A 22,247-nucleotide genomic window follows, 5' to 3' on the forward strand; every position below is an offset into this window, starting at 1 on the left:
TGCCGGCCGCCGTCCGCGCCGGCCGTCCCGAGGCCGCGGGGCAGGCCGCGGCATGATCTCCACCCACGCAGCGGTACCCTGGGGCCTCGGACCGTGCCCGCTTGCCGAGACTCGCTCTCCGGCGGCACGCCCGTCTCCTGCACATCACCCGAGACTCCGAGCGAGGTTCCGTGGGCTCTGTCATCAAGAAGCGCCGCAAGAGGATGGCCAAGAAGAAGCACCGCAAGCTTCTGAAGAAGACGCGCATCCAGCGCCGCAACAAGAAGTAGCGACCACACCGGCCGTCCAGCCGTGAAGGGGTAGGGCCCAGTGTCGTCCATGCCCGCCGCCGCGGCCCGTGTCGTCCTCGTCACGGGCGTCTCCCGTTTCCTGGGGGCGCGGGTCGCGAACACCCTGCAAGCCGACCCGGGGATCGAGCGTGTCATCGGGGTGGACACGGTGCCGCCGGCCGAGTCGCTCGGCCGCACCGAGTTCGTCCGGGTCGACATCCGCACGCCCGGCATCGCGAAGATCATCTCGTCGGCCGCGGTGGACACGGTGGTGCACCTCAACCTGGTGACGTCCTCGTCGGTTCCGCGGGCGAAGGTCAAGGAGCTGAACGTCATCGGGACGATGCAGCTGCTCGCGGCCTGCCAGCGCTCGCCCGACATGCGCAAGCTGGTCGTCCGGTCGTCGGCCGCCGTCTACGGCTCCTCCCCGATGGACCCGGCCGTGTTCACCGAGCGGGACGAGCCCGTCGAGGCGCCCAGGTCCGGCTACGCCAAGGACGCCGTCGAGGTCGAGGGCTACGTCCGCGGGCTGATGCGGCGACGCTCCGACCTGGCCGTGTCGGTGCTGCGGTTCGCGAACTTCCTCGGGCCCGGCGTCGACTCGCCCCTCACCCGGTACCTGCGCCTGCCGGTCGTCCCGACCGTGCTCGGGTTCGACCCGCGGTTGCAGTTCGTCCACGAGGACGACGGCGTCGAGGTGCTGCGGCGCATGACGGTCGAGGACCACCCCGGCTGCTACAACGTCGCCGGGGACGGCGTGCTGCTGCTGTCGCAGGCCCTGCGCCGCGCCGGGCGGCCCTACCTGCCGGTCCCGTCGCCGTCCATCGCGGTCCTCGGCGACATGGGGCGCCGCTTCGCCGGCCTGTCGGGGTTCTCGCCCGAGCTGCTGCGCTGGCTGACCTACGGCCGGGTCCTCGACACCACCGCCCTGGAGCGCGAGCTCGCGTGGCACCCGAAGTACAGCTCCGAGGCCGCCTTCGCCGACTTCGCCGCCGCCCGCGGCTTCGTCCGCGGCGGCCTGACGGCCCTGCTGGGACGGACCTGACCCGTTTGGACCCGCCTGAGAGGAGAGCCGAGATGACGGACGAGGCGCACCCCGGGGACGACGAGGGCGCGCAGGTCATCCGGCTCGCCGCGGTCCGCGAGGACGCCCCGGGCGGGGAACCGCCCGGCGAGGACCGGCCGCCCGGGCGCGGCGGGTTCGAGCAGGCCCTGGCGTCCGGGCTGGCGTTCCTGCGGCGCCGGCTGACGGGCGAGTACGAGATCGACGAGTTCGGCTTCGACCCCGAGTTCAACTCCACCGTCCTGCTGCCGCTGGCCCGCGCCCTCTACGAGCACTGGTTCCGCGTCGAGCTCGACGGGCTGGACAACATCCCCGAGGGCGGCGCCCTCCTCGTGGCCAACCACTCCGGCACGATCCCCCTCGACGCGCTCATGCTGTCGGTCGCCCTGCACGACCACGCCGACCGGCAGGTCCGCCTGCTCGGCGCCGACCTCGTCTACCAGATCCCTCTGCTCGGGCATCTGTCCCGCAAGGCCGGCCACACGCTCGCCTGCCAGGCCGACGCCGCCCGCCTCCTCGCCAAGGGCGAGCTGGTCGGCGTCTTCCCCGAGGGCTTCAAGGGCGTCGGCAAGCCCTTCTCCGAGCGCTACAAGCTCCAGCGCTTCGGCCGCGGCGGCTTCGTCGGCACCGCGCTGCGCGCCGGGGTCCCGATCGTGCCCTGCGCCATCGTCGGCGCCGAGGAGATCTACCCCAAGATCGCCGACCTGCGCCCGCTGGCCCGCCTCCTCGGCCTCCCCTACTTCCCGATCACGCCGACGTTCCCGCTGCTCGGCCCCGCCGGGCTCGTCCCGCTCCCGTCCAAGTGGGTGATCCGGTTCGGCGAGCCGATGACGCTGGACGGCTACGACGCGGACGCCGCCGACGACCCCATGACGGTCTTCGAGATCACTGACCATGTGCGCGAGAACGTCCAGCACATGCTCTACGAGACGCTGCTGCGACGGGGCCCCGCCTTTCTCTGACCGGCCGCGGGCGGCCCTAGAGTGTGCGCCATGCCGCTCCGCACCCGTATGGTCGCTCGCGACCTGGGCGAACCCCACCGCGTCTCCAGCCCCCTGGAGCTGCTGTTCGACCTGACGTTCGTCGCGGCGGTGTCCCAGGCCGCCGGACGGTTCGCGCACGCCATCGAGAGCGGCCACGTGGGCGACTCGCTCGCGCCGTTCCTCATGACGTTCTTCGCGATCTGGTGGGCGTGGATGAACTTCACGTGGTTCGCCTCCGCCTACGACGTCGACGACGTCCCGTACCGGCTCATGGCGTTCGTGCAGATGGCGGGCGTCCTCGTCCTCGCGGCCGGGGTGCCCGACGCGTTCGACGGCGACTTCGCCACCGTGACGATCGGCTACCTCGTCATGCGCGTCGGCCTCGTCGCCCTCTGGCTGCGCGCGGCCGCCGCGCATCCCGAGGGCCGGGCCACGGCCCTGCGGTACGCGATCGGCCTGTCCGTCGTCCAGGTGTTCTGGGTGTCGCGGCTCGCCCTGCCGGCCCAGGGCCCGACGTGGGTGTTCTTCGTCTGCGCGGCGCTCGACCTGTCCGTCCCGTTGGTCGCGGAGCGGCCCGGCATGACGACCTGGCACCCGCACCACATCGCCGAGCGGTACGGGCTGTTCACCATCATCCTGCTGGGGGAGAGCGTGCTCGCCTCCACCAACGCGGTGCAGGACGCCGTGGAGCACGGCGTGGGCGGCGAGCTCGTCACGATCGCCCTCGCCGGGCTCGCCATCCTGTTCGCGCTCTGGTGGATCTACTTCTCCGAGCCCGCGGGCGAGGGCCTGGAACGGCGCCGCGACCGGTCCTTCCTGTGGGGATACGGCCACTACTTCGTCTTCGCCGCGCTCGCCGCCATCGGCGCCGGCCTGGAGACCGCGGTGGCCTCCTCCGGTCATCACATCGAGGCGGGCCCCCGGCTGGTGGCCGCCTCCGTCGCCGTCCCCGTCGCCGTCGTCCTGGTCATGCTGTGGGCGCTGCACGCCCCGATGCGGCGCATGAACACGCATCCGGGGCTCCTCGTCGCCGCGGCCGTCCTGGTGCTCCTCACGATCTTCGCCGCCCCGGCCCTGGGCATTCCGGGGACCCTCCTCCTGATGGCCGCGCTCCTGGCCCTCCTCCTCGCCACCTCTTTCGCCCGTCCCGCGCTGAGGCCCGCGCCACCGACGTAGGATCACCGAGTTGATCAACGACGGGGGTTGATATGTCGCAAGAAGTCACGTCACACGAAGTCGAGATCGCGGTGGACGGCGCCGCGCCGATGACCGCGTTCGTGGCACGTCCCGCGGAGCCCAGCGGCCACCCGCCGGTCCTCGTCTGCGCGGAGCTGTGGGGCCTGACCGGCGAGGTCCGCGACGTCGCCCGGCAGGTCGCGGCCCTCGGCCACGTCGCCATCGCACCGGACCTCTACCACCGCCTCGGCGCGGACACCGCGCACGGCATGGCCGAGAGCGACGCCAACCGCGAGCGCGCCTTCGGGCTGCTCGCGCAGCTGACCCGCGACGGCGTCGAGGCCGACCTGCGCGCCTGCCTCGCCCACGTCCGCGAGCACGAGGACGCCACCGGGAAGGCCGGCGTCCTCGGCTTCAGCCTCGGCGGCCACATCGCGTTCTTCGCCGCCACCCGCCTGGACCTCGCCGCGGCCGCCGTCTACTACCCCGGCTGGCTGCCGTTCGCGGGCACCGCGCTGAGCCGTCCGGAGCCCCTCCTGGACGCCGCCGGGAAGATCGGCGCCCGCGTCGTCATGTTCTTCGCCGAACTGGACCACGTCATCGACGCGGAGCAGCGCGAGCAGATCGCCGCCGGGCTCACCTCGGCCGGCGTCCGCCATGAGGAGGTCGTCTACCCGGGCGCCCGGCACGCCTTCTTCTTCCCCGGCCGCGAGCCGTACGACAAGCCCGCGGCAGAGGACTCCTGGTCCCGCGTCCGCGCCCTCTTCGCCGCCGAACTGTCCTCCTCCTGACGGGCGGGCCGTCCCGGACGACCCGTGTCATCCTGGCCTGCGGGACACACTCCGTGGGAGGCCGTGATGCAGGACGGGACGGAACGCGGTAAGGCAGGCTGCCCGCAGGTGGACTTCGATCCGTTCGCCGGGCCGCGGCCCGCCGGGACGGCCCACGCGCGGATGGACGAGCTGCGCGAGACGCGTCCGGCGTTCCGCAGCACCGCCGGGACGGGGTTCTGGGTGCTGACGCGGTACGACGACATCCTCGCCGCCTTCCAGGACCCGGCGACGTTCTCCAGCCGCGCGATCGCCGTCATCGACCCCGACCCGGCGCACCAGTGGATCCCGGTCATGCTGGACCCGCCGCTGCACACGACGTGGCGGCGGTTACTGCGGCCGTTCTTCACCCCCGTGGCCGCCGCCGTGCTCCGGGAGCGGATCACCCGGCACTGCGCCGCCCTGATCGACGGTTTCGCGTCCCGCGGCTCGTGCGACTTCGTCACGGACTTCGCGCGCCTCTTCCCCACCGCCATCTTCCTGGAACTGGTCGGCCTGCCCACCGAGCGGCTGGAGGAGTTCCTGGGGTGGGAGCGCGCCATCCTGCACTCGCGGCCCTCCACCGGCGGCCGGGCCGAGGCCATGGCGGCGCTGACGGCCTGCCTCGGCGAACTCATCCGGGACCGCCGCGCCCGTCCGCGCGAAGACCTGGTCAGCGCCGCGACCAGGTTCGCCGTCGACGGGCGGCCCGTCACCGACGACGAGCTGCTCCAGCTGTGCGTCCTGCTCTTCCTGGCCGGTCTCGACACCGTCGCCGCCCAGCTGTCCTACACCTTCTGGCACCTGGCCAGGGAGGACGCCGACCGCGCCCGCATCGCCTCCGACCCCGACGCCATCCCGGACGCGATCGAGGAGTTCCTCCGCGTCTACGCGCCCGTCCTGCCCGCCCGCAAGCTCACCCGCGACGTCGAGGTGCGCGGCTGCCCGATGAAGGCGGGGGAGATGGTCATGCTCCCGACCGCCATGGCGACCCGCGACCCCCGCGCCGTGCCCGCCGCCTCCACCGTCGACATCGACCGCCCGCCGGCCCGCCACCTCGCCTTCGGCGCCGGACCGCACCGCTGCCTCGGCGCGCACCTGGCCCGGCTCGAACTCCAGATCGCGCTACGCGAATGGCACGCCCGGATACCGGACTACCGCGTCGCCCCCGGTGCCGAGCCCGTCGAGCACGCGAGCCTCGTCCTGGGACTGGACACACTGCCTCTGGCCTGGTGACTTTCAGCCGCCCGGACTGGTCGAAACCGGGGTGAAAGCGGGCTGAAGGCGGAGGCGCGCACGCTTCGGGGCATGAACATCGAGGCAGGGCAGACGGCCATCCAGGTGACCGGGCTGCGCAAGGCGTTCGGGGACACGACCGTCCTCGACGGGATCGACTTCGAGGTGCCGCGCGGGACGGTCTTCTCGCTGCTCGGGCCGAACGGGGCCGGGAAGACGACGGCGGTGCGCATCCTGTCCACGCTGCTCCGCGCGGACGGCGGCGAGGCCAGCGTCGCGGGGCGGGACCTGCGGAGGGACCCCGACGGGGTGCGCCGGGCCATCGGGGTGACCGGGCAGTACTCGGCGGTGGACGGGCTGCTGACGGGGCGGGAGAACCTGATCCTCATGGCGGACCTGCACCGGCTCGGCAAGGCCGCCGGGCGGAGGGCCGCCGACGAGATGCTGGAGCGGTTCGACCTGGTGGAGGCGGCCGGCAGGAAGGCCGGCACGTACTCGGGCGGGATGCGGCGGCGGCTCGACATCGCGATGACGCTGATCGGCGCCCCGCAGATCATCTTCCTGGACGAGCCGACGACCGGGCTCGACCCGCGCAGCCGCCGGACCATGTGGGAGCTCATCCGCGGCCTGGTCAGGGGCGGCGTGACGATCTTCCTGACCACGCAGTACCTGGAGGAGGCCGACCACCTCGCGGACCGGATCGCGGTCCTGGACGGCGGACGGCTCGTCGCCGAGGGGACCTCGGAGGAGCTGAAGCGGCTCGTCCCGGGCGGGCACGTCCGGCTGCGGTTCGCCGACCTGGCCGCGCTCGACGCGGCGGCGCGGACGCTCGGCTCGGTGACGCGGGACGACGACTCGCTCGCCCTCCAGGTGCCCGGGGACGGCGGCGTCGCCTCCCTGCGGACGCTTCTCGGACGGCTGGAGGCGGCCTCGGTCGAGGTCGCCGAGCTGTCCGTGCACACGCCCGACCTCGACGACGTCTTCCTCGCCCTCACCGGCACGGACCACGAGAAGGTGACCTCGCGATGACCACGCTCACGCACGCGGCGGCCGACTCCGCGACGATGCTGCGCCGCAACCTGCGGCACGCGCTGCGCTACCCGTCGCTGACGATGGCCGGGATGATGATGCCGATCCTGATCATGCTGCTGTTCGTCGGCGTGTTCGGCAACGCGCTCGGAGAGGGGGTCGGCGGCGCGGCCAAGGGCGACTACATCCAGTACGTCGCGCCGGGGATCATCCTGATGGCCGTCGCGTCCGGCTGCATGGCGACGTCGGTGTCGGTCTGCGTGGACATGACCGAGGGCATCGTCGACCGGTTCCGGACGATGGCGATCTCACGGTCGTCGCTGCTCACCGGGCATGTCGCGGGCAGCATGATCCAGACGCTGCTGAGCACGGCCGCCGTGGTCGCCGCCGCGGTCGCGATGGGCTTCCGGACGAGCGGCGGCGCGGTGGACTGGCTCGCGGCCGCCGGCCTGCTGGTGCTTCTCACGTTCGCGCTGACCTGGGTCGCGGTCATGCTCGGCCTGCTGGCCAAGAACCCGGAGGGCGCCAGCAACACGCCGCTGATCATCCAGTTCCTGCCGTTCGTCGGCAGCACGATCGTCCCGCCGGAGTCGATGCCGGCCGGGATCCGGTGGTTCGCGGAGTACCAGCCGTTCACCCCGATGATCGAGACGCTGCGGGGGCTGCTGGCCGGCACCCCGAGCGGGCAGGACGCGGCGGTGTCGGTCGCCTGGTGCGTCGGCCTCGCCGTCGTCGGCTACACCTCCTCCAAGGTGCTGTTCGACCGGAAGGCGCCCCGCTAGCCCCGCCGGCCCCGAGCGAACCCGCGGGCAAGCTCGCGGGCGGAGGCCAGCAGCTCCGCACGGCCCAGGCCGGCGAACTCCGACACCGCGTCGGAGTACGCCGGCCCGTCGGCTTCCTCGGCGGCGCGGCCGGCCGCCGCCGAGGACATCGTCGGCTGGAACGACCGGACGTGGTGGAGGCGCCGCGCCAGCGCGATCGCCCGCGCCGCCCGCCTGCGGACGTCCGGCGCGGCGCCGGGACGGGCCAGGTCGACCATGGCGAGCGCGAGCAGCAGACCGCCGGTGACCGGCAGGTCCATGTAGAAGGCGGGCATCGGGAACGGCGGGCCGTCGACGAGCGTCGCCAGCTTGGCGGGGAGCCCGGCGACGATGTCCTCGACCAGCTCGACGCGCCCGTGCCGGGCGTGCGCGACGACGGTGACGCAGTGGGCCTCCAGCGTCCACGGGTCGAGGCCGGTCGGTGCCATCGGGCGGTCCTCGGCGGCGAGCCGCTCCACCGCCTCCCGCCAGAGGCGCAGACCGGTGTCGGCGTCGCCGCGGCCGAGGGCGATCTCCGCGCGCGCTCCCAGGTTGAAGGTGGCCGTGCCGAAGGACTCGTCCGGCCCGTGGACCAGCGACTGGTCGAGCCACCGCTCGGCCTCGTCGTACTCGCCCACCGCGACGTGGGCCGAAGCGAGCGCCCACATCAGCCCGAACATGTCGGGCCACTGGTACCGCTCCAGCAGTTCCAGCGATATCCGCAGATGGTGCAGGGCCCGGTCGGCCTGGTCGAGCTGCATCAGCAGTTCGCTGAGGCGCGAGTGGGCGAGCAGCCGGCACCAGGGGATGTCCGGCGCGCAGGTGGCCCCGATCATCGCCTCGGTCACCGCGAGCGCGCCCGCCACGTCCCCGTCCCGCTCGCGGATGTATCCGGCGGCGCAGTTCGCGATGGCGGCGACGAGAGGCTCGTCCCGGCCGCACAGTTCCTCCAGAACGGAGCCGCCGGGCGCGAGGATCTCCGGCAGTGCGGCCAGCACGGTCGCCATCGCGGGGACGAGGCCGTCCGGCGGCGCGGGCGGGAGGCGGCGCAGCGCGACGAGCGCGCGGGTCGCCTGCGGCCCCTGGAGCAGGCCCGTCGCGAGCACGTTGAGCGCCAGCGCCGTCCGCGTGACCTCGACGTCCCCGGGACCGGGGCGCAAGCGGCTCAGGAGCCCGGCGGTCTCCGCCGCCAGGACGGCCAGCCGGCTGTAGGCCGCCTCCAGGGTCCACAGCCCGCCGAGGACGGCGGTCACCGCCGCGACGGCCGGGCCGTCCCGGCGGTCGAGGCCGTGGCGGAGCGCCTGCTGGAGGTTGTCCTGCTCCACCCGCACCCGTTCGACGGGCGCGAACGGGTCGGCGCCGAACAGGGCGTCGTGGTGCGCCGCGCCGAACTCCCGCACCCAGGCGAGCAGGCCGCCCACCGCGCGGCCGGTCTCCCCTTCGGCCTCCCGGTGGGCCGCGCTGAACTCGCGGACGCTCTCCAGCATCCGGAAGCGGGTCCCGGGGCCGCCCTCGACGGGTTCCAGGAGGGACTGGTCGACGAGGTCCTCCAGAACCTCCAGCGCGTCGCCGCCGCCCAGGACGTGGCGGGCCGCGTCCGCGGTGAAGCCCCCCGGGAAGACCGACAGCGCCCGCATGGCCGCCCGGCCATGCGGGGAGAGGAGGTTCCAGCTCCAGTCCACGACCGCGCGCATGGTCCGGTGCCGGGACGGCGCGTCGCGCGCGTTGCCGCGCAGCAGGGCGAACCGGTCGTCCAGGCCGCGGGCGATCTCGGGCACGGACATGACGCGGACGCGCGCCGCCGCCAGCTCGATCGCGAGCGGCAGCCCGTCCAGGCGGCGGCACAGCTCCTCCACCGCGCCGGAGGGCAGGCCGGCACCGGGACGAGCCGCGTGCGCCCGCCTGCGGAACAGCTCGGCCGACGTCGCCGGGTCCAGCGCGGGCAGCGGGTACACCGACTCCGACGACAGCCCGAGCGGCGCGCGGCTCGTGGTGAGGATCCGCAGGTCCCGCGTCATCGCCACCAGCGCGCCGGCGAGTTCGGCGGCGCCCGCGACGACGTGCTCGCAGTTGTCCAGCACGAGCAGGACCGAGCCGGGCCCGAGCACCTCCGCGATCGCCGAGACGAGGTCGGAGGGCCCGCCGACGCGTCCGTGGCCCCTCGGCGACTCGCCCACCCCGAGGACGGACGCGACCTCGCCCGCCACGTCCTCGTCCCGCGCGACGCCGGCGAGGGGGACGTAGTGCACCGCCCGCTGCGGCGCCTCGCGCGCGACGGCGTTCGCCAGCCGCGTCTTGCCCAGCCCGCCCGCCCCGACGATCGAGGTGACGCGGGACGCGCGCACGAGGTCGAGCACGGCGGCGAGGTCCCCGGCCCGGCCGAGCAGCGGGTTCGGCTCGTGCGCCACGCCGCGCCGGACGGCGGGCGCCTCGTCCTGGAGCAGCTCCCGCTGGACGCGCTGGAGCGCGCCTCCCGGATCGGTGCCGAGCTCGTCGCGCAGCGAGCGCCGGTAGGACTCGTACCGCGCCAGCGCCGCCGGCGGCCCGGCCGTCGCGGCCTCGCACCGCAGCAGCTCCGCGAACAGCTCCTCGTCGCGCGGGTACTCCCGGACGGCGCGGGCGAGCGCCTCGAAGCCCTCCGCGTGCCGGCCGAGCCGCGCGAGGGCCAGGGCGCGGGCTCGCGCCAGCGTCCAGTAGGTCGGGATCCGGGCCGCGCGCAGGACGGACACCGGGTCGTCCGCGTCGTCCGGTTCGGGCGGACCCTCCCAGAGCGCCAGTCCCGCCTCGGCGTGCGAGAGCGCGCCGGCGTGGTCGCCGTCGCGGGAGCGGCGCGCGCTCGCGGAGGCCGCGAGCACCACCGCGCAGGCGTCGACCGCGGACTCGTCCAGGCCGATGCGGTACCCGGTCGGCGTGCTCGCGACGACGTCCGCGCCCAGCTGCGACCTCGCCCGGGACACGACGACCTGGAGCGCCTTGGCCGGATTCTCCGGGCGCTCCTCGGGCCACAGCCCCTCCACCAGCCGGGCGACGGACACGCCCGCCCGCGGCTCGCCCGCGAGGAGCGCGAGCAGGCCGCGCAGGCGCGGGCTCGTGACGTCCCGCCCCCGGCAGGCGACCCCGGACAGGACCCTCAGCTCCACGGTCACGGGGACAGGGTAGGACGTGGGGGACGAACGCGTTAGGTCGCGTTCGCCGCTCGACGGCGGGGAGGGACGGCGGTCAGCTCGTCCGGTAGTGGCGGCGCAGCGCGATGCCGGCCGCGACGCCGCCCGCGATGGCCCCGGCGCCCGCGGCGGCGGGCAGCGCGACCATCGTGACCTTGCGGCCCGTGCGGAAGTCGTGGATCGGCCAGCCGTGGTCCCGGGCGTGGGCGCGCAGCTCGGCGTCCGGGTTCACGGCGTGCGGGTGGCCGACGGCGGTCAGCAGCGGCAGGTCGTTGATCGAGTCGCTGTAGGCCGAGCAGCGCGCGAGGTCGAGCCCCTCGCGCTGCGCGAGGGCCCGCACGGCCTCCGCCTTGGCGGGCCCGTGCAGCAGGTTCCCGACGAGCCGGCCGGTGTAGAGGCCGTCGCGGGTCTCGGCGACGGTGCCGAGCGCGCCGGTGAGGCCGAGCCGGTGCGCGATCGTCCGGGCGACCTCGACGGGCGTGGCGGTGACGAGCCACACCTGCTGCCCGGAGTCGAGGTGCTGGAGGGCGAGGGTGCGGGTGCCGTGCCAGATGCGGTCGGCCATCACCTCGTCGTAGATCTCCTCGCTCAGCCTGACGATCGCGCTGACCTTCTGCCCGGCGACGAACGCGAGCGCCGCCTCCTTGGCGCTGCCGATGTGCTCGGAGTTCTCGCTGCCGCGCATCCGGAACGCGGCCTGCCCCCAGGCGAACATGGCGAGGTCGCGCATGGTGAACAGCTTGCGGGCGGCGAGACCGCGCGCGAAGTAGTAGATCGACGCGCCGCGCATCATCGTGTTGTCGACGTCGAAGAACGCCGCCGCGGCTGGGTCGGGGGCGGGGAGGGGGGCGGGCTCGGCCGCCGCGGCGGCGGCCACCTGCCCCGCGCTCTTGTGGTCCTCGTCCCTGCCGCGTCCCCAGAATCCGGACTGCCAGAATCGCCGCATGAGGCGAAGCCTAGTCAACCGCCTCTTCGCGGCCCTCCCCGCGGCCGTGATTGCGACAGTCCTCACTCCTGTCGCTCGCGGCCGCCATCAGCCGCTCGCGCAGCACGGCGCGGAACCGCGGGTCCGGCCCCGCGGCGCTCTCCCGCAGCCGGGCCAGCGCGGTCCCCTGCTCCGCGATCTTCGCTCGCCTCGTCAACACCGGGTTCTCACTGGCCGCTCCCTTGCGGACTCGTGGCGCGAGCGCGCTCCTGCCCGCTTGAACGATCGGTAGGTGGGCCGGGTTACGGCCCGAAAGTTCATTAATAAACTATCCGAGGGGCGCGCGGCACCGCAGGGGCGCGGCGACCCGGTCATCCGCGCAGGTCGTCAGGGAGCATGCGGGCCAGCGAGCGGACCGCGCGGTACTGCAGCGCCTTGATGGCGCCCGGCTTCTTGCCCATGATCAACGCGGTCTCGGCGACCGACAGGCCGTGCAGGAAGCGCAGCACGACGCACTCCTGCTGCTCGGAGTTCAGCCGCTGGACGGCCCGCAGCAGGGTCCGGTTGGTCATCGCGTCCAGGACGGCCCGCTCCGGCCCCTCCTGCGGGCGGTCCGGCTCGACCAGCTCGGCGGTGCAGACCTCCAGCCGGTAGCGGCCGGACTTGAAGTGGTCGGCGACCAGGTTGCGGGCGATCGTCACCAGCCAGGCCCCGAAGTCCTTGCCCTGCCAGTGGAAGTCGCACATGCGGCGGAGGGCGCGCAGGAACGTCTCGCTGGTGAGGTCCTCGGTGAGCTGGTGCGTGCCGACCCGGTAGTAGACGTACCGGTAGACGAGCTCGACGTAGTGGTCGTAGAGGGAGCCGAACGCCTCGGCGTCGCCGTCCCGCGCCCGCAGGACCAGCGCCTTGAGCATCTCGGCCCGCTCGGAGGCCTGGTCGGCGGCGCGGTCGGCGGTGCGGTCCCCGGCCCGGTCGGCCGGACGCGCGAGAGGGCCTCGGGAATGGCGAGGAAGTGGGATGACCCCGGCATCGAGGGTCAAGCTGCTCATGCAGTTCTCCTCGGGGCTTACGCGACCTCCGGCGTGAAGTGCCACTCTAGATACCGAAAGGTACGCGAGGCAATGGTGCGTTCCTTGGCCGCGGTTACCCGTCAACCCCCCGGATCGGGCACCATGGGTGCGCGATGGTCGATGCTCTTCTCGCGTTGCTGGCGACCCTTGGTGCCCTGGCGGCCACCGGGTTGCTGGTTCAGCGCGCCTCCAAGGACCGGCTGCTCTATCTGATCGCCTGGTCGTTCACGCAGGTCGGGCTCACGCTCGCGCTGCTGTCCATGAGCCTCGGCTTCATGATGGGGTTCAACGGCGCCTTCTTCCGCATCATGGAACTCGGCGCCGCGCTGATCGGGCCGGTGTGGCTCGCGCTCGGCATGATCGAGCTGATCGCGCGGTACGTGCAGGTCCGGTTCGGCGCCTGGCTCTTCACGATCTCCTACACGGTCGTCGCGATCGTGATCCTGATCCTGGACCCGCTGAAGGGCACGCTCGGCAAGAGCCTGCCGAAGCCGAGCGCCACCTACGACGCGCTGCCGCTGCTGCTGATCGACGGCGCGCACGTCGTCGCCGTGCTGGCGCTGGCGGGGTGCACCGGCGTGACCGCCTGGCTGGCCAGCAAGCGCGACCAGGAGGCCGCCGAGCTGCTCATCCCGGTGGCGCTGGTCGCCCTCGCGGGCGTCCTGGTGGTCAGCGGCACCCGCGGCTTCCTGCCCGCGCCGCTCGCGGTGATCGCGCTCGGCGCGGCCGCCGGCCTCGTCTGGTACGGCTCGATGCGCACGATCCCCGTCTACGACGAGGACGGCGAGGGCTACGACGAGTACGGGGACGAGCCCGCCACGGGCTACGAGGAGCAGGGCTACGCGCAGGGCGCCAAGGCCGAGCCCGTCCCGGCGCCGACCCCGTCCCCCGAATCCCGGCGCGGCGAGCTGCGCTTCCCGGAGCCGGCTTCGGAGGAGCTGCGCTACCCCGAGAACACCAGCATCCCGGCACCGCCCGCCTTCCCGGCGGGCGCCGATCCGGCGGGCGCCACGTCGGTCGACGGTCCCCTCGGCGGCCCGCTCCCCGGCCCCCTCGGCGGCCCGCTCGACCGGTCCCCGCTCGCCGGTCTCGCCAAGCCCGGCGCGCTCGGCGGCGACCTGGCGAACGCGTGCGGCCAGATCACCGTCTACACGCTCCTGGACGGCCGCGAGGAGGCCTTCGACCGTCTCGCCGCCGACCTGGTGAAGGCCGCGCTGGCGGCCGAGCCCGAAACGCTGATCTTCGCCTGCCACGAGGTGGTCGGCGGCCCCACGCAGCGGATCTTCTACCAGCTGTTCCGGGACGAGGCCGCGTTCGCCGCGCACCGCCGCCGGCCGCACCTGCAGCGCTTCCTGGCCGAGTCGCGCACCCACGTGATCGCCACGAACGTGATCGAGCTGAAGCTCGGCCCCGCCAAGGTGCCGCTCCCGGCGCCGGAGTTCCCCGGGAGGTGACATGGCGCGCGACATCATGATCACGCTGCTCGGCAAGCCCGGCTGCCACCTGTGCGAGGACGCCCGCGCGGTGATCGAGCGGGTCGCCCGCGACCTGGACGTGCCGTGGGAGGAGCGCGACATCACGCTCTCCGAGCAGGACACCGAGCAGTACTGGGAGCAGATCCCGGTCACCCTGATCAACGGCGTCCAGCACGACTTCTGGCGCGTCGACGAGGCCCGCCTGCGCGCGGCGATCGCGGACCTTCGCTAGCCGCCCGCACCGGACCGTTCCCGCGCCGCCCTCCGCGCGCGTGCCCGGGCATGTCTGGTCGGTCACACCCGGCTGCTTCCTAGCACTTCGCCCGTATGCTGAAAAGCCCCTGATTGACGTCCTTTCCGGGACGTCGTCCCGAACGCTCGCGGTCCGCCGAACCGGGGACCCACTTTGTGCGCGTATTCACAAGGGCTTAACCTGGGGGACACACCGTCGAGCCGAAGAGCAGGCCGTGACACCTCGACAGAACCGGCACCGCGACCGCGCGGGCCGCGGAATCCCCGAAGCCACCGTGGCGCGGCTCCCGGTCTACCTGCGCGCCCTCACCGGGCTCCAGGAGCGCGGCGTCGCCACCGTCTCCTCCGAGGAGCTCGCCGCCGCGGCCGGCGTCAACTCGGCCAAGCTCCGCAAGGACCTGTCCCACCTCGGCTCCTACGGGACCCGCGGCGTCGGCTACGAGGTGGAGTACCTCGTCTACCAGATCTCCCGCGAGCTCGGCCTCACCCAGGACTGGGTCGTCGCCATCATCGGCGTCGGCAACCTCGGCCGGGCCCTGGCCGGCTACGGCGGTTTCGCGTCCCGCGGCTTCCGCGTGGCGGGCCTGCTCGACGCCGACGAGTCCATCGTCGGGCAGGAGATCTCCGGCATGACGGTGGAGCACATCGACCGCCTGGAGGACATGATCGCCGGGCACGGGGTGTCCATCGCCGTGATCGCGACCCCGGCCGGCGCGGCGCAGGGGGTGTGCGACCGCGTGGTCGCCGCCGGCGTGACGAGCGTTCTGAACTTCGCCCCGGTGGTGCTGTCGGTGCCCGACGGGGTGGACGTGCGCAAGGTCGATCTGTCCATCGAGCTGCAGATCCTCGCGTTCCACGAGCAGCGCAAGGCGGGCGGGCCCGACGGCTTCGCCCCGCTGGCGGCCGGCGAGACGCCGGCCGGTGCTGCGCACTACGTGGAAACGGTGGAAGCATGAGGGGGACAAGCGCGGGGGCGGGGAGGATCGCCCCCTTTCGACCGACGGCCAGGAGTGGAGCGGACCGAGGGACCGCGGACGGCCCCTTCTCAGCAGGAGCTCGCACGGCGCGGGTGGGCGGAGACTCGGAAGATGCTGGAGACGGCGAATGAGCATTCTGGTCGTAGGCCTCAGCCACCGAAGCGCGCCCGTGGCGGTGCTGGAGCGGGCCGCGGTCGCCGGTGACGATCTCGTCAAGTTGTTGCACGCCGTGCACGCCTCCCCGAACGTCGCCGAGACCGCGATCGTCTCGACCTGCAACCGGGTCGAGATCTACGCGGTCGTCGGCAAGTTCCACGGCGGCGTCTCGGCGATCTCGGAGCTGCTGGCTCTGCACTCCGGCGTCCCGATGGACGACCTGTCGCGGCACCTGTACGTCCACTACGAGGAGCGTGCCGTCCAGCACGCGTTCGCGGTGGCGTGCGGGCTGGAGTCGATGGTCGTCGGCGAGGGGCAGATCCTCGGGCAGATCCGGCAGGCGTTCCGGCTGGCCCAGGAGGAGGGCACGCTCGGCCGCGACCTGCACGACGTCCTGCAGCAGGCGCTGCGGGTCGGCAAGCGCGCCCACCACGAGACCGGGATCGACAAGGCCGGCGCGTCGCTGGTCAGCGTGGGCCTGGACGTCGCCGTCCGGCACATCGGCCCCCTCCGGGACGTCCGCGCGCTGGTGGTCGGCGCCGGCTCGATGAGCTCGCTGGCCGCCGCGACGCTGAGCCGCGCCGGGGCGCGCGAGATCACGATCGCCAACCGGACCCCCGCGCGTGCGGCGCGCCTCGCCGGGTCGCTGGACGTCCCGTCCCGCGCGATCGGGCTGGAGGAACTGGACGCGGCCCTCGCCGAGGCCGACCTCGTGGTGTCGTGCACCGGCGCCGCCGGCCTCGTGATCACCGCCGAGCAGCTCGCGGCCCAGGGGGTCGGGACGGACGGACGGCGCCGCTTCCTCCTCGACCTGGCGCTCCCGCACGACGTGGAGCGCGCCGTCCGGAACCTGCCGGAGGTCGAGCTGGCCGGGCTGGACGACCTGCGGACCGCGCAGGAGGCCGCGCAGGCCGTGGGCCCGGAGGCGGTCGAGGCCGTGCGGCGGATCGTGTGCACGGAGGTCGAGGCGTTCCTCAGCGCCGCCCGCGCCGCCGCCGTCGCGCCCACCGTCGTCGCGCTGCGCAGCAAGGCGGCCGGGGTGGTGGAGGCCGAGCTGAACCGGCTGAGCGGGCGGGTGCCGGAGATGGACGTCCGGGCCCGCAAGGAGATCGAGCAGACCGTGCGGCGCGTGGTGGACAAGCTGCTGCACGCGCCGACCGTCAAGGTCAAGGAGCTGGCGGCGGCGCCGGGCGGCGACTCCTACGCCGACGCGCTGCGCGAGCTGTTCGACCTGGACCCGAAGGCCCCCGAGGCGGTGGCCCGCGCGGACATGGGAGAGGCCGACGTCCGCGAAGGCGCGACGGCCTGGGACCCGAGTCCGGACTGCGCGGAGGCCGACTGCGTCAGCCCCGCGTCCGCGCCGGGGCAGGGCGTCCTGTCCGAGGCGATGCCCGACGCCCTGTCCGAGGCGATGCCCGACGCCGTGTCCGAGGCGATGACCGAGCCGCCCGCGGACGGCGTGAACGTCGAGACGGTGAACGCGCAGGCCGCGAGCGTGCGGGCGGTCAGCGCCCGCGACGCCGTCCCGGCGCACGAAGGAGACGAAGCGTGAGTACCGGGAGCAGGAGCCCGCTCCGGCTGGGCACCCGCAAGAGCCTGATGGCGACGACCCAGTCGCAGGGCGTCGCCGACGCGTTGTCGCGGCTCACGGGGCATGCGGTGGAGCTTGTCGGGGTAACGACGCAGGGTGATGTCTCCAAGGCCCTGCTCGCCCAGATCGGCGGGACGGGCGTGTTCGTCAACGCGCTTCGCGACAAGGTCCTGTCGGGCGAGGTGGACTTCGCGGTGCACTCGCTGAAGGACCTGCCGACGTCCGAGACGCCCGGAATCGTTCTCGCGGCCACCCCGGCCCGCGACGACGCCCGCGACGCCCTGTGCGGCCCCGCGAAGCTCGCCGACCTGCCGCGCGGCGCGCGGATCGGCACGGGCTCGCCGCGCCGCGTGGCGCAGCTGCGGGCGCTCCGGCCGGACCTGGAGATCGTCCCGATCCGCGGCAACGCCGACACCCGGCTGCGCAAGGTCGCCGACGGCGAGCTGGACGCCGTGGTGCTGGCGCACGCGGGCCTGAAGCGGATCGGCCGGCTGGACGCCGTGAGCGAGGTCTTCGACCCCGACCAGATGCTGCCCGCCCCGGGGCAGGGTTCGCTGGCGCTGGAGTGCCGCGCCGACCGCGACGACCTGCGCGCCCTGCTCGGGACGATCGACGACGCCCCGACCCGGCGCGCCGTCACGGCCGAGCGGACGGTGCTGGCCGTGCTGGAGGCGGGCTGCTCCGCGCCCGTGGGAACATACGCTGCCGAAGTAGATGAAAGGCTGCATCTGACGGCGACCGTCGCGGCGTACGACGGCAGCAGGCAGGTGCGGCTGTCCGCAAGCGGCCACCCGGACGCCGCGGAGCAGCTCGGACGCGATCTCGCGGACCGGCTGCTCGCGCAGGGGGCCGACCAGTTGATGGGGGAACGCGAGTGAGCCCCGCCGCGAAGAGCGCCACGGCGAAGAGCGCCGCCGACGAGAGCAAGACCGACCCGACCGCCGCCGACGAGACCACCGCCGACAGCACCGTCCGGCCCGTGAAGGCCGCGAAGACCGGCAGGCCCGCCAGGGGCGCGGCTCCGGCCGCGCCGCGCCGGACGGCCGGCCCGGGGACGGTCGCGATCGTCGGGATGGGGCCGGGCGACCCCGGCCTGCTGACCCTGCGCGCCGCCGCCGAGCTGGAGCGCGCCGACACCGTCGTCGTGAGCCGCGCGCACTGCCCGGCCGAGATCCTGACCCACTGCCGCCCGGACGCCGAGATCCTCGACACGGCGGACGGCGACCCCGTGAAGCTCGCCGCGCGGGCCGCCAAGGCGGGGCGCCGGGTCGTCCGGCTGTTCCGCGGCGACCCCGGAGTGGCCTGCAACTACGCCGCCGAGGGCGGTGCGCTGGCCAAGGCGGGCGTCCCGTTCGAGGTGGTGCCCGGCGTGTCCTCCGTGACCGCCGTGCCCGGGTACGCGGGCATCCCGCTGACCGACGCCGCGAACCGCGAGATCCGCGTCGTCGACGCCTCCGAGGGCGGCGTCGACTGGGAGCGGTTCGCCGCCCCGGACGCCACCCTGGTCGTCCTCGGCGCCGAGGGCGCGGTCGCCGAGCTGGCCAAGGGCCTGGTCGCGGCGGGACGGCCCGACTCCACCCCGGCCGCGATGACGAGCCTCGGCACCACCACCGAGCAGGAGACCGTCGTCTCCACGCTGGGCAGGCTGGCGTCCGACACCAAGGGCATGGAGGCGCCCGCCCTGATCATCGTCGGGGACGTGGTGAACTGGCGCGACAAGCTGTCCTGGTTCGAGACGAAGCCGCTGTTCGGCTGGCGGGTCCTCGTGCCGCGCACCAAGGAGCAGGCCGCCTCCCTGTCGGACCAGCTCCGCGGGTACGGGGCCGTCCCGGACGAGGTCCCGACGATCTCCGTCGAGCCGCCGCGCACGCCCCAGCAGATGGAGCGGGCGGTGAAGGGCCTGGTCACCGGCCGGTACGAGTGGGTGGTGTTCACCTCCACGAACGCGGTCAAGGCCATCCGGGAGAAGTTCACCGACTACGGCCTGGACGCCCGCGCGTTCGCCGGGCTGAAGGTCGCCGCCGTCGGCGAGCAGACCGCCGCCGCGCTGGTGGAGTTCGGCGTCCACCCGGACCTGGTCCCGTCCGGGGAGCAGTCCGGCGAGGGCCTGGCCCGCGAGTGGCCGCCCTACGACGAGGACCTCGACCCCATCAACCGGGTCCTGCTGCCGCGCGCCGACATCGCCACCGACGTGCTCATCGCCAGGCTCACCGAGCTCGGCTGGGAGTGCGAGGACGTGACCGCCTACCGGACGGTCCGCGCCGCGCCGCCGCCCGCGCCGATCCGTGAGGCGATCAAGGGCGGCGGGTTCGACGCCGTCCTGTTCACCTCGTCCTCCACGGTGAAGAACCTGATCGGGATCGCGGGCAAGCCCCACAACGTGACCGTGATCGCCGTGATCGGGCCGCAGACGGCCAAGACGGCGGAGGAGTACGGGCTGCGCGTCGACGTCATGGCCGAGACTCCGTCGGTGTCGGCTCTCGCGGAGGCTCTCGCGGAGTACGGTGCCGGACGGAGGGCGGCCCAGATCGAGGCGGGCGACCCGCTCCGCAAGCCCAGCCAGATGCGCCGGGGCGCCCGGCGCCGGAAGTAGACCCCGAAGCGGAGACACAGAGGGATATGTCTGCACAGTTCCCCGTCGCACGTCCGCGGCGGTTGCGGCGCACGCCCGCGATGCGCCGGCTCGTCGCCGAGACCCGGCTCAGCCCAGCGGATCTGGTGCTGCCCGTGTTCGTCAAGGAGGGCATCTCCGAGGCGCAGCCGGTCGCGTCCATGCCGGGCGTGTTCCAGCACACCCGCGACAGCCTGCGAAAGGCCGCCCACGAGGCGGCCGAGGCCGGCGTCGGCGGCCTCATCCTGTTCGGCGTCCCGGCCGTGAAGGACGGCACGGGGTCCGCCGCCGACGACCCGGACGGCATCGTCCAGCGGGCGCTGCGCGACCTGAGGTCCGACCTCGGCGACGCGACCGTGGTCATGACCGACCTGTGCCTGGACGAGTACACCGACCACGGGCACTGCGGCATCCTCACCGAGTCCGGCGAGATCGACAACGACGCCACGCTGGAGCGGTACGCCTCCATCGCCCTCGCCCAGGCCGAGGCGGGCGCGGCGGTCGTCGGCCCGTCCGGGATGATGGACGGCCAGGTCGGCGCGATCCGCGAGGCCCTGGACGGCGCCGGTCACACCGACATCGCGATCATGGGGTACTCGGTGAAGTACGCCTCCGCCTACTACGGCCCGTTCCGCGACGCCGCCGAGTGCGCCCCGCAGTTCGGCGACCGGTCCACGCACCAGCAGGACCCGGCCAACGCCGACGAGTCGCTCCGCGAGGTCTTCCTCGACCTCGACGAGGGCGCCGACATGGTCATGGTCAAGCCCGCGGGGCCCTACCTCGACATCGTCCGCCGCGTCCGCGACGCCGTCGACGTCCCCGTGGTCGCCTACCAGGTGAGCGGCGAGTACGCGATGATCGAGGCCGCCGCCGAGAAGGGCTGGATCGACCGCGAGCGCACGATCATGGAGTCGCTGGTGTCGATCCGCCGCGCCGGCGCCGACATCGTCCTCACCTACTGGGCCACCGAGGTGGCCCGCCGGCTGGCCCTCTAGTCACTTAGGGTCGTTTTCTCGGGGTTGCCGTGTCCGGGGTTCGCTCCGGCGGGCATCATCGTTAACCAGGAACCCACGTGCGACCTTGGGTATTGGGGGGCGGAGATGCTGGCGGTCTCGGGGAGCAGACGGCAGCGGGCGGCACGCGACCGGATGGCCGCGGCGGCGCGGGAGTACGCCGAACTGGGGTGGCCCTGCTATCCCGGCGCCCACCCCCCGGTGGGCGGTGACCGGGCGTGTTCGTGCGACCGCCTCGGCTGTCCCGACCCGGGCGCGCATCCGGTGTCGGCCGCCTGGGCGCACCAGGCGAGCGTCGACGCGGCAGTGATCAAACGCTGGTGGGCGGAGCGGCCGCAGGCCAACATCATCCTGCCGACGGGCCGGGTGTTCGACGTGTTCGACGTACCGGCCGCGGCCGGGACCATCGCCCTCGACCGGATCGAACGGGACGACCTCCCCGTCGGTCCGGTCGCGTCTTTCGGGGGCGACCGGCACCTGTTCTTCGTCGCCACGCGCGGCGCGCCCGTCGACGAGGACGAGTGGTGGTCCTGCCAGCTGGACTGCTCGCCGGAGGACGTCGCCGAGACGCCGGGGATGCGGTGGCACTGCCGCGACAGCTACGTCGTCGCGCCGCCGTCCGTCCTGCCGTACGGGCGCGAGGCGGCGTGGCTGCGCCCGCCGTCCCGCGGCCCGCTGCCCGACCCGCTGCGCCTCCTGGAGGTCCTCTCGGACGCCTGCGAGGACGCCTAGCCGCTCATGCGGCCGCCTCGCCGGCGAGGCGGCCGCACGCGGCGGTCGTCAGCGGGGCGCCTTGATGGGGGCCTTGCGGCCCCAGCCGCTGTAGGAACCGCGCTGCATCTGGTTGCGGCCGTCCTCGGGTCCGGCGCGCACCCAGAACTTCACGGGGCGGAAGCCGGCGTCGAGCCTGATGGCGAACGCGATCTGCTGCGCGCCGGTCGCCTGCGCCATCTGCGCGTAGAGGGGGCCGACGCCGGGCGCCTGCGCCAGCTTCGCGGCGGGCGCCTCGCCCTCGTAGACCGCTCCAGATTTGCTGAGCTTCGTCGCCGACCGCAGCAGCGTGGTCAGGTTCGCGACGGAACCGCCCTGGCGCACCCGGTCGCCGGCGGCCGGGTAGCCGTGGCCTCCGAGCGGCGACTGCCGCCACTTCTTCCCGGCGCGGACGTACAGCCGGTCCTGGACGATGACGGCCCGGACGGGCTTGCGGGCCGAGCCCGTCCCCGCCAGCGTCAGGGTGTAGGACGGGGCGCCGCCCTGTACCAGCTCGATCGTGCCCTGGCCGGTGACCGGGAAGCCGCAGCAGCCGGTCTGGCGGTAGCTGAAGCCCGCGCCGGGCGTCTTGGCGACGGCCTGGTCGATGCGGGCGATGAGCGGCCCGGGGTCGACGCCGCCGACCGGCAGCGTCGGCTGCGGGCTGCTGCTCTGCGCGGGCGTCGGCTCGGGCGGCTGCTTGGCGCCGCCGAGCGAGGTGCCGCCCTTGAGCAGGACCGCGGCGCCCGCCCCCGCGGCGACGAGCACGACGGCGACGGTGGCGACCACCCAGCGCGTCCGGGTTCTCCATCAACGAACTGCCCGACCTCGCCGAGCGGATCCAGGTCGCGCTGCTGAACGTGCTGGAGGAGCGCGACGTCCAGGTCCGCGGCTACGC

At 73.8% G+C, this 22,247-nt stretch carries 21 protein-coding genes; 16 read left to right on the forward strand and 5 right to left on the reverse strand.

Translation table 11 applies throughout. The annotated features are described in order from the left end of the window. Nucleotides 1-170 precede the first annotated feature (170 nt). The 8 genes from AB0K37_RS16110 to AB0K37_RS16145 all read left to right on the forward strand — a co-directional run bounded on the left by AB0K37_RS16110 (nucleotide 171) and on the right by AB0K37_RS16145 (nucleotide 7,347). Nucleotides 171-269, forward strand: coding sequence for an AURKAIP1/COX24 domain-containing protein (locus AB0K37_RS16110; RefSeq protein WP_018654693.1), 99 nt, complete (start codon nucleotides 171-173; stop codon nucleotides 267-269). A gap of 49 nt (nucleotides 270-318) precedes the next feature. Then, complete coding sequence (locus AB0K37_RS16115) at nucleotides 319-1,314, forward strand: NAD-dependent epimerase/dehydratase family protein (RefSeq protein WP_345185812.1); 996 nt, start codon at nucleotides 319-321, stop codon at nucleotides 1,312-1,314. Between the two features lie 32 nt (nucleotides 1,315-1,346). Then, nucleotides 1,347-2,294 (forward strand): lysophospholipid acyltransferase family protein, encoded by a 948-nt coding sequence (locus tag AB0K37_RS16120; RefSeq protein ID WP_363980923.1) that lies wholly within the window; start codon nucleotides 1,347-1,349, stop codon nucleotides 2,292-2,294. Nucleotides 2,295-2,324: 30 nt separating this feature from the next. After that, nucleotides 2,325-3,491 carry a low temperature requirement protein A gene (locus tag AB0K37_RS16125; RefSeq protein WP_363980926.1) on the forward strand — a complete coding sequence of 389 codons (1,167 nt, stop codon included), beginning with the start codon at nucleotides 2,325-2,327 and terminating at the stop codon, nucleotides 3,489-3,491. A 32-nt stretch (nucleotides 3,492-3,523) separates the two neighbouring features. Next, nucleotides 3,524-4,282, forward strand: a complete 759-nt coding sequence (locus AB0K37_RS16130; RefSeq protein ID WP_363980929.1) for a dienelactone hydrolase family protein — start codon at nucleotides 3,524-3,526, stop codon at nucleotides 4,280-4,282. Nucleotides 4,283-4,348: 66 nt separating this feature from the next. Beyond that, entirely contained in the window at nucleotides 4,349-5,536 is a 1,188-nt protein-coding gene (locus AB0K37_RS16135) for a cytochrome P450 (RefSeq protein WP_363980932.1), read from the forward strand. A 72-nt stretch (nucleotides 5,537-5,608) separates the two neighbouring features. Beyond that, nucleotides 5,609-6,565 carry an ATP-binding cassette domain-containing protein gene (locus AB0K37_RS16140; protein WP_363980935.1) on the forward strand — a complete coding sequence of 319 codons (957 nt, stop codon included), beginning with the start codon at nucleotides 5,609-5,611 and terminating at the stop codon, nucleotides 6,563-6,565. Continuing rightward, nucleotides 6,562-7,347 (forward strand): ABC transporter permease, encoded by a 786-nt coding sequence (locus tag AB0K37_RS16145; RefSeq protein ID WP_363980938.1) that lies wholly within the window; start codon nucleotides 6,562-6,564, stop codon nucleotides 7,345-7,347. Before AB0K37_RS16140 ends, AB0K37_RS16145 begins: the two co-directional genes overlap by 4 nt. Here the strand turns inward: AB0K37_RS16145 and AB0K37_RS16150 are convergent. The 4 genes from AB0K37_RS16150 to AB0K37_RS16165 form a co-directional block, all read right to left on the reverse strand. Then, on the reverse strand, nucleotides 7,344-10,511 hold the full coding sequence (locus AB0K37_RS16150; RefSeq protein WP_363980941.1) for a BTAD domain-containing putative transcriptional regulator: 3,168 nt from the start codon (nucleotides 10,509-10,511) through the stop codon (nucleotides 7,344-7,346). The two genes, AB0K37_RS16145 and AB0K37_RS16150, sit on opposite strands and share 4 nt — an antisense overlap. Before the next feature lie 73 nt (nucleotides 10,512-10,584). Beyond that, the gene (locus tag AB0K37_RS16155) at nucleotides 10,585-11,475 is read right to left on the reverse strand and encodes an HAD family hydrolase (protein WP_363980944.1); all 891 of its coding nucleotides are present in this window, start codon (nucleotides 11,473-11,475) and stop codon (nucleotides 10,585-10,587) included. A 10-nt stretch (nucleotides 11,476-11,485) separates the two neighbouring features. Then, a complete protein-coding gene (locus tag AB0K37_RS16160) occupies nucleotides 11,486-11,674 on the reverse strand; it encodes a hypothetical protein (RefSeq protein ID WP_363980946.1) in 189 nt (62 codons plus the stop codon). Nucleotides 11,675-11,825: 151 nt separating this feature from the next. Then, nucleotides 11,826-12,503 (reverse strand): sigma-70 family RNA polymerase sigma factor, encoded by a 678-nt coding sequence (locus AB0K37_RS16165; protein ID WP_363980949.1) that lies wholly within the window; start codon nucleotides 12,501-12,503, stop codon nucleotides 11,826-11,828. A gap of 134 nt (nucleotides 12,504-12,637) precedes the next feature. Here AB0K37_RS16165 and AB0K37_RS16170 point away from each other — a divergent pair, with 134 nt between their 5' ends. The 8 genes from AB0K37_RS16170 to AB0K37_RS16205 all read left to right on the forward strand — a co-directional run bounded on the left by AB0K37_RS16170 (nucleotide 12,638) and on the right by AB0K37_RS16205 (nucleotide 21,331). Next, nucleotides 12,638-13,978, forward strand: a complete 1,341-nt coding sequence (locus AB0K37_RS16170; RefSeq protein WP_363980952.1) for an antibiotic biosynthesis monooxygenase — start codon at nucleotides 12,638-12,640, stop codon at nucleotides 13,976-13,978. Nucleotide 13,979: 1 nt separating this feature from the next. After that, a complete protein-coding gene (locus AB0K37_RS16175; RefSeq protein WP_363980955.1) occupies nucleotides 13,980-14,231 on the forward strand; it encodes a glutaredoxin family protein in 252 nt (83 codons plus the stop codon). Nucleotides 14,232-14,466: 235 nt separating this feature from the next. Continuing rightward, entirely contained in the window at nucleotides 14,467-15,207 is a 741-nt protein-coding gene (locus tag AB0K37_RS16180) for a redox-sensing transcriptional repressor Rex (RefSeq protein WP_363980958.1), read from the forward strand. A gap of 148 nt (nucleotides 15,208-15,355) precedes the next feature. Next, complete coding sequence (locus AB0K37_RS16185; protein ID WP_363980961.1) at nucleotides 15,356-16,936, forward strand: glutamyl-tRNA reductase; 1,581 nt, start codon at nucleotides 15,356-15,358, stop codon at nucleotides 16,934-16,936. Continuing rightward, nucleotides 16,933-17,853 (forward strand): hydroxymethylbilane synthase, encoded by a 921-nt coding sequence (gene hemC / locus AB0K37_RS16190; RefSeq protein ID WP_363980964.1) that lies wholly within the window; start codon nucleotides 16,933-16,935, stop codon nucleotides 17,851-17,853. Before AB0K37_RS16185 ends, hemC begins: the two co-directional genes overlap by 4 nt. A 185-nt stretch (nucleotides 17,854-18,038) precedes the next feature. Continuing rightward, nucleotides 18,039-19,568, forward strand: coding sequence for a bifunctional uroporphyrinogen-III C-methyltransferase/uroporphyrinogen-III synthase (locus tag AB0K37_RS16195; RefSeq protein WP_363980976.1), 1,530 nt, complete (start codon nucleotides 18,039-18,041; stop codon nucleotides 19,566-19,568). A 26-nt stretch (nucleotides 19,569-19,594) separates the two neighbouring features. Then, nucleotides 19,595-20,581, forward strand: a complete 987-nt coding sequence (gene hemB / locus AB0K37_RS16200; protein ID WP_363980967.1) for a porphobilinogen synthase — start codon at nucleotides 19,595-19,597, stop codon at nucleotides 20,579-20,581. A gap of 105 nt (nucleotides 20,582-20,686) precedes the next feature. Beyond that, entirely contained in the window at nucleotides 20,687-21,331 is a 645-nt protein-coding gene (locus AB0K37_RS16205; RefSeq protein WP_363980970.1) for a bifunctional DNA primase/polymerase, read from the forward strand. A 48-nt stretch (nucleotides 21,332-21,379) separates the two neighbouring features. On the opposite strand, the gene AB0K37_RS16210 is transcribed toward AB0K37_RS16205, so the two are convergent. Then, on the reverse strand, nucleotides 21,380-22,138 hold the full coding sequence (locus tag AB0K37_RS16210) for a hypothetical protein (RefSeq protein ID WP_363980973.1): 759 nt from the start codon (nucleotides 22,136-22,138) through the stop codon (nucleotides 21,380-21,382). Nucleotides 22,139-22,247: the final 109 nt, after the last annotated feature.

The sequence above is a fragment of the Actinomadura sp. NPDC049753 genome (assembly GCF_040674655.1).
GTDB lineage: Bacteria > Actinomycetota > Actinomycetes > Streptosporangiales > Streptosporangiaceae > Spirillospora > Spirillospora verrucosospora.

Coding starts and splice junctions, on each gene's coding strand:
- AB0K37_RS16170 (WP_363980952.1), top strand. CDS start 12,638: ATGGTCGATGCTCTTCTCGCGTTGCTGGCGACCCTTGGTGCCCTGGCG.
- AB0K37_RS16185 (WP_363980961.1), top strand. CDS start 15,356: ATGAGCATTCTGGTCGTAGGCCTCAGCCACCGAAGCGCGCCCGTGGCG.
- AB0K37_RS16155 (WP_363980944.1), bottom strand. CDS start 11,475: ATGCGGCGATTCTGGCAGTCCGGATTCTGGGGACGCGGCAGGGACGAG.
- AB0K37_RS16145 (WP_363980938.1), top strand. CDS start 6,562: ATGACCACGCTCACGCACGCGGCGGCCGACTCCGCGACGATGCTGCGC.
- AB0K37_RS16140 (WP_363980935.1), top strand. CDS start 5,609: ATGAACATCGAGGCAGGGCAGACGGCCATCCAGGTGACCGGGCTGCGC.
- AB0K37_RS16115 (WP_345185812.1), top strand. CDS start 319: ATGCCCGCCGCCGCGGCCCGTGTCGTCCTCGTCACGGGCGTCTCCCGT.
- AB0K37_RS16120 (WP_363980923.1), top strand. CDS start 1,347: ATGACGGACGAGGCGCACCCCGGGGACGACGAGGGCGCGCAGGTCATC.
- AB0K37_RS16130 (WP_363980929.1), top strand. CDS start 3,524: ATGTCGCAAGAAGTCACGTCACACGAAGTCGAGATCGCGGTGGACGGC.
- AB0K37_RS16205 (WP_363980970.1), top strand. CDS start 20,687: ATGCTGGCGGTCTCGGGGAGCAGACGGCAGCGGGCGGCACGCGACCGG.
- hemB (WP_363980967.1), top strand. CDS start 19,595: ATGTCTGCACAGTTCCCCGTCGCACGTCCGCGGCGGTTGCGGCGCACG.
- AB0K37_RS16135 (WP_363980932.1), top strand. CDS start 4,349: ATGCAGGACGGGACGGAACGCGGTAAGGCAGGCTGCCCGCAGGTGGAC.
- AB0K37_RS16175 (WP_363980955.1), top strand. CDS start 13,980: ATGGCGCGCGACATCATGATCACGCTGCTCGGCAAGCCCGGCTGCCAC.
- AB0K37_RS16165 (WP_363980949.1), bottom strand. CDS start 12,503: ATGAGCAGCTTGACCCTCGATGCCGGGGTCATCCCACTTCCTCGCCAT.
- AB0K37_RS16125 (WP_363980926.1), top strand. CDS start 2,325: ATGCCGCTCCGCACCCGTATGGTCGCTCGCGACCTGGGCGAACCCCAC.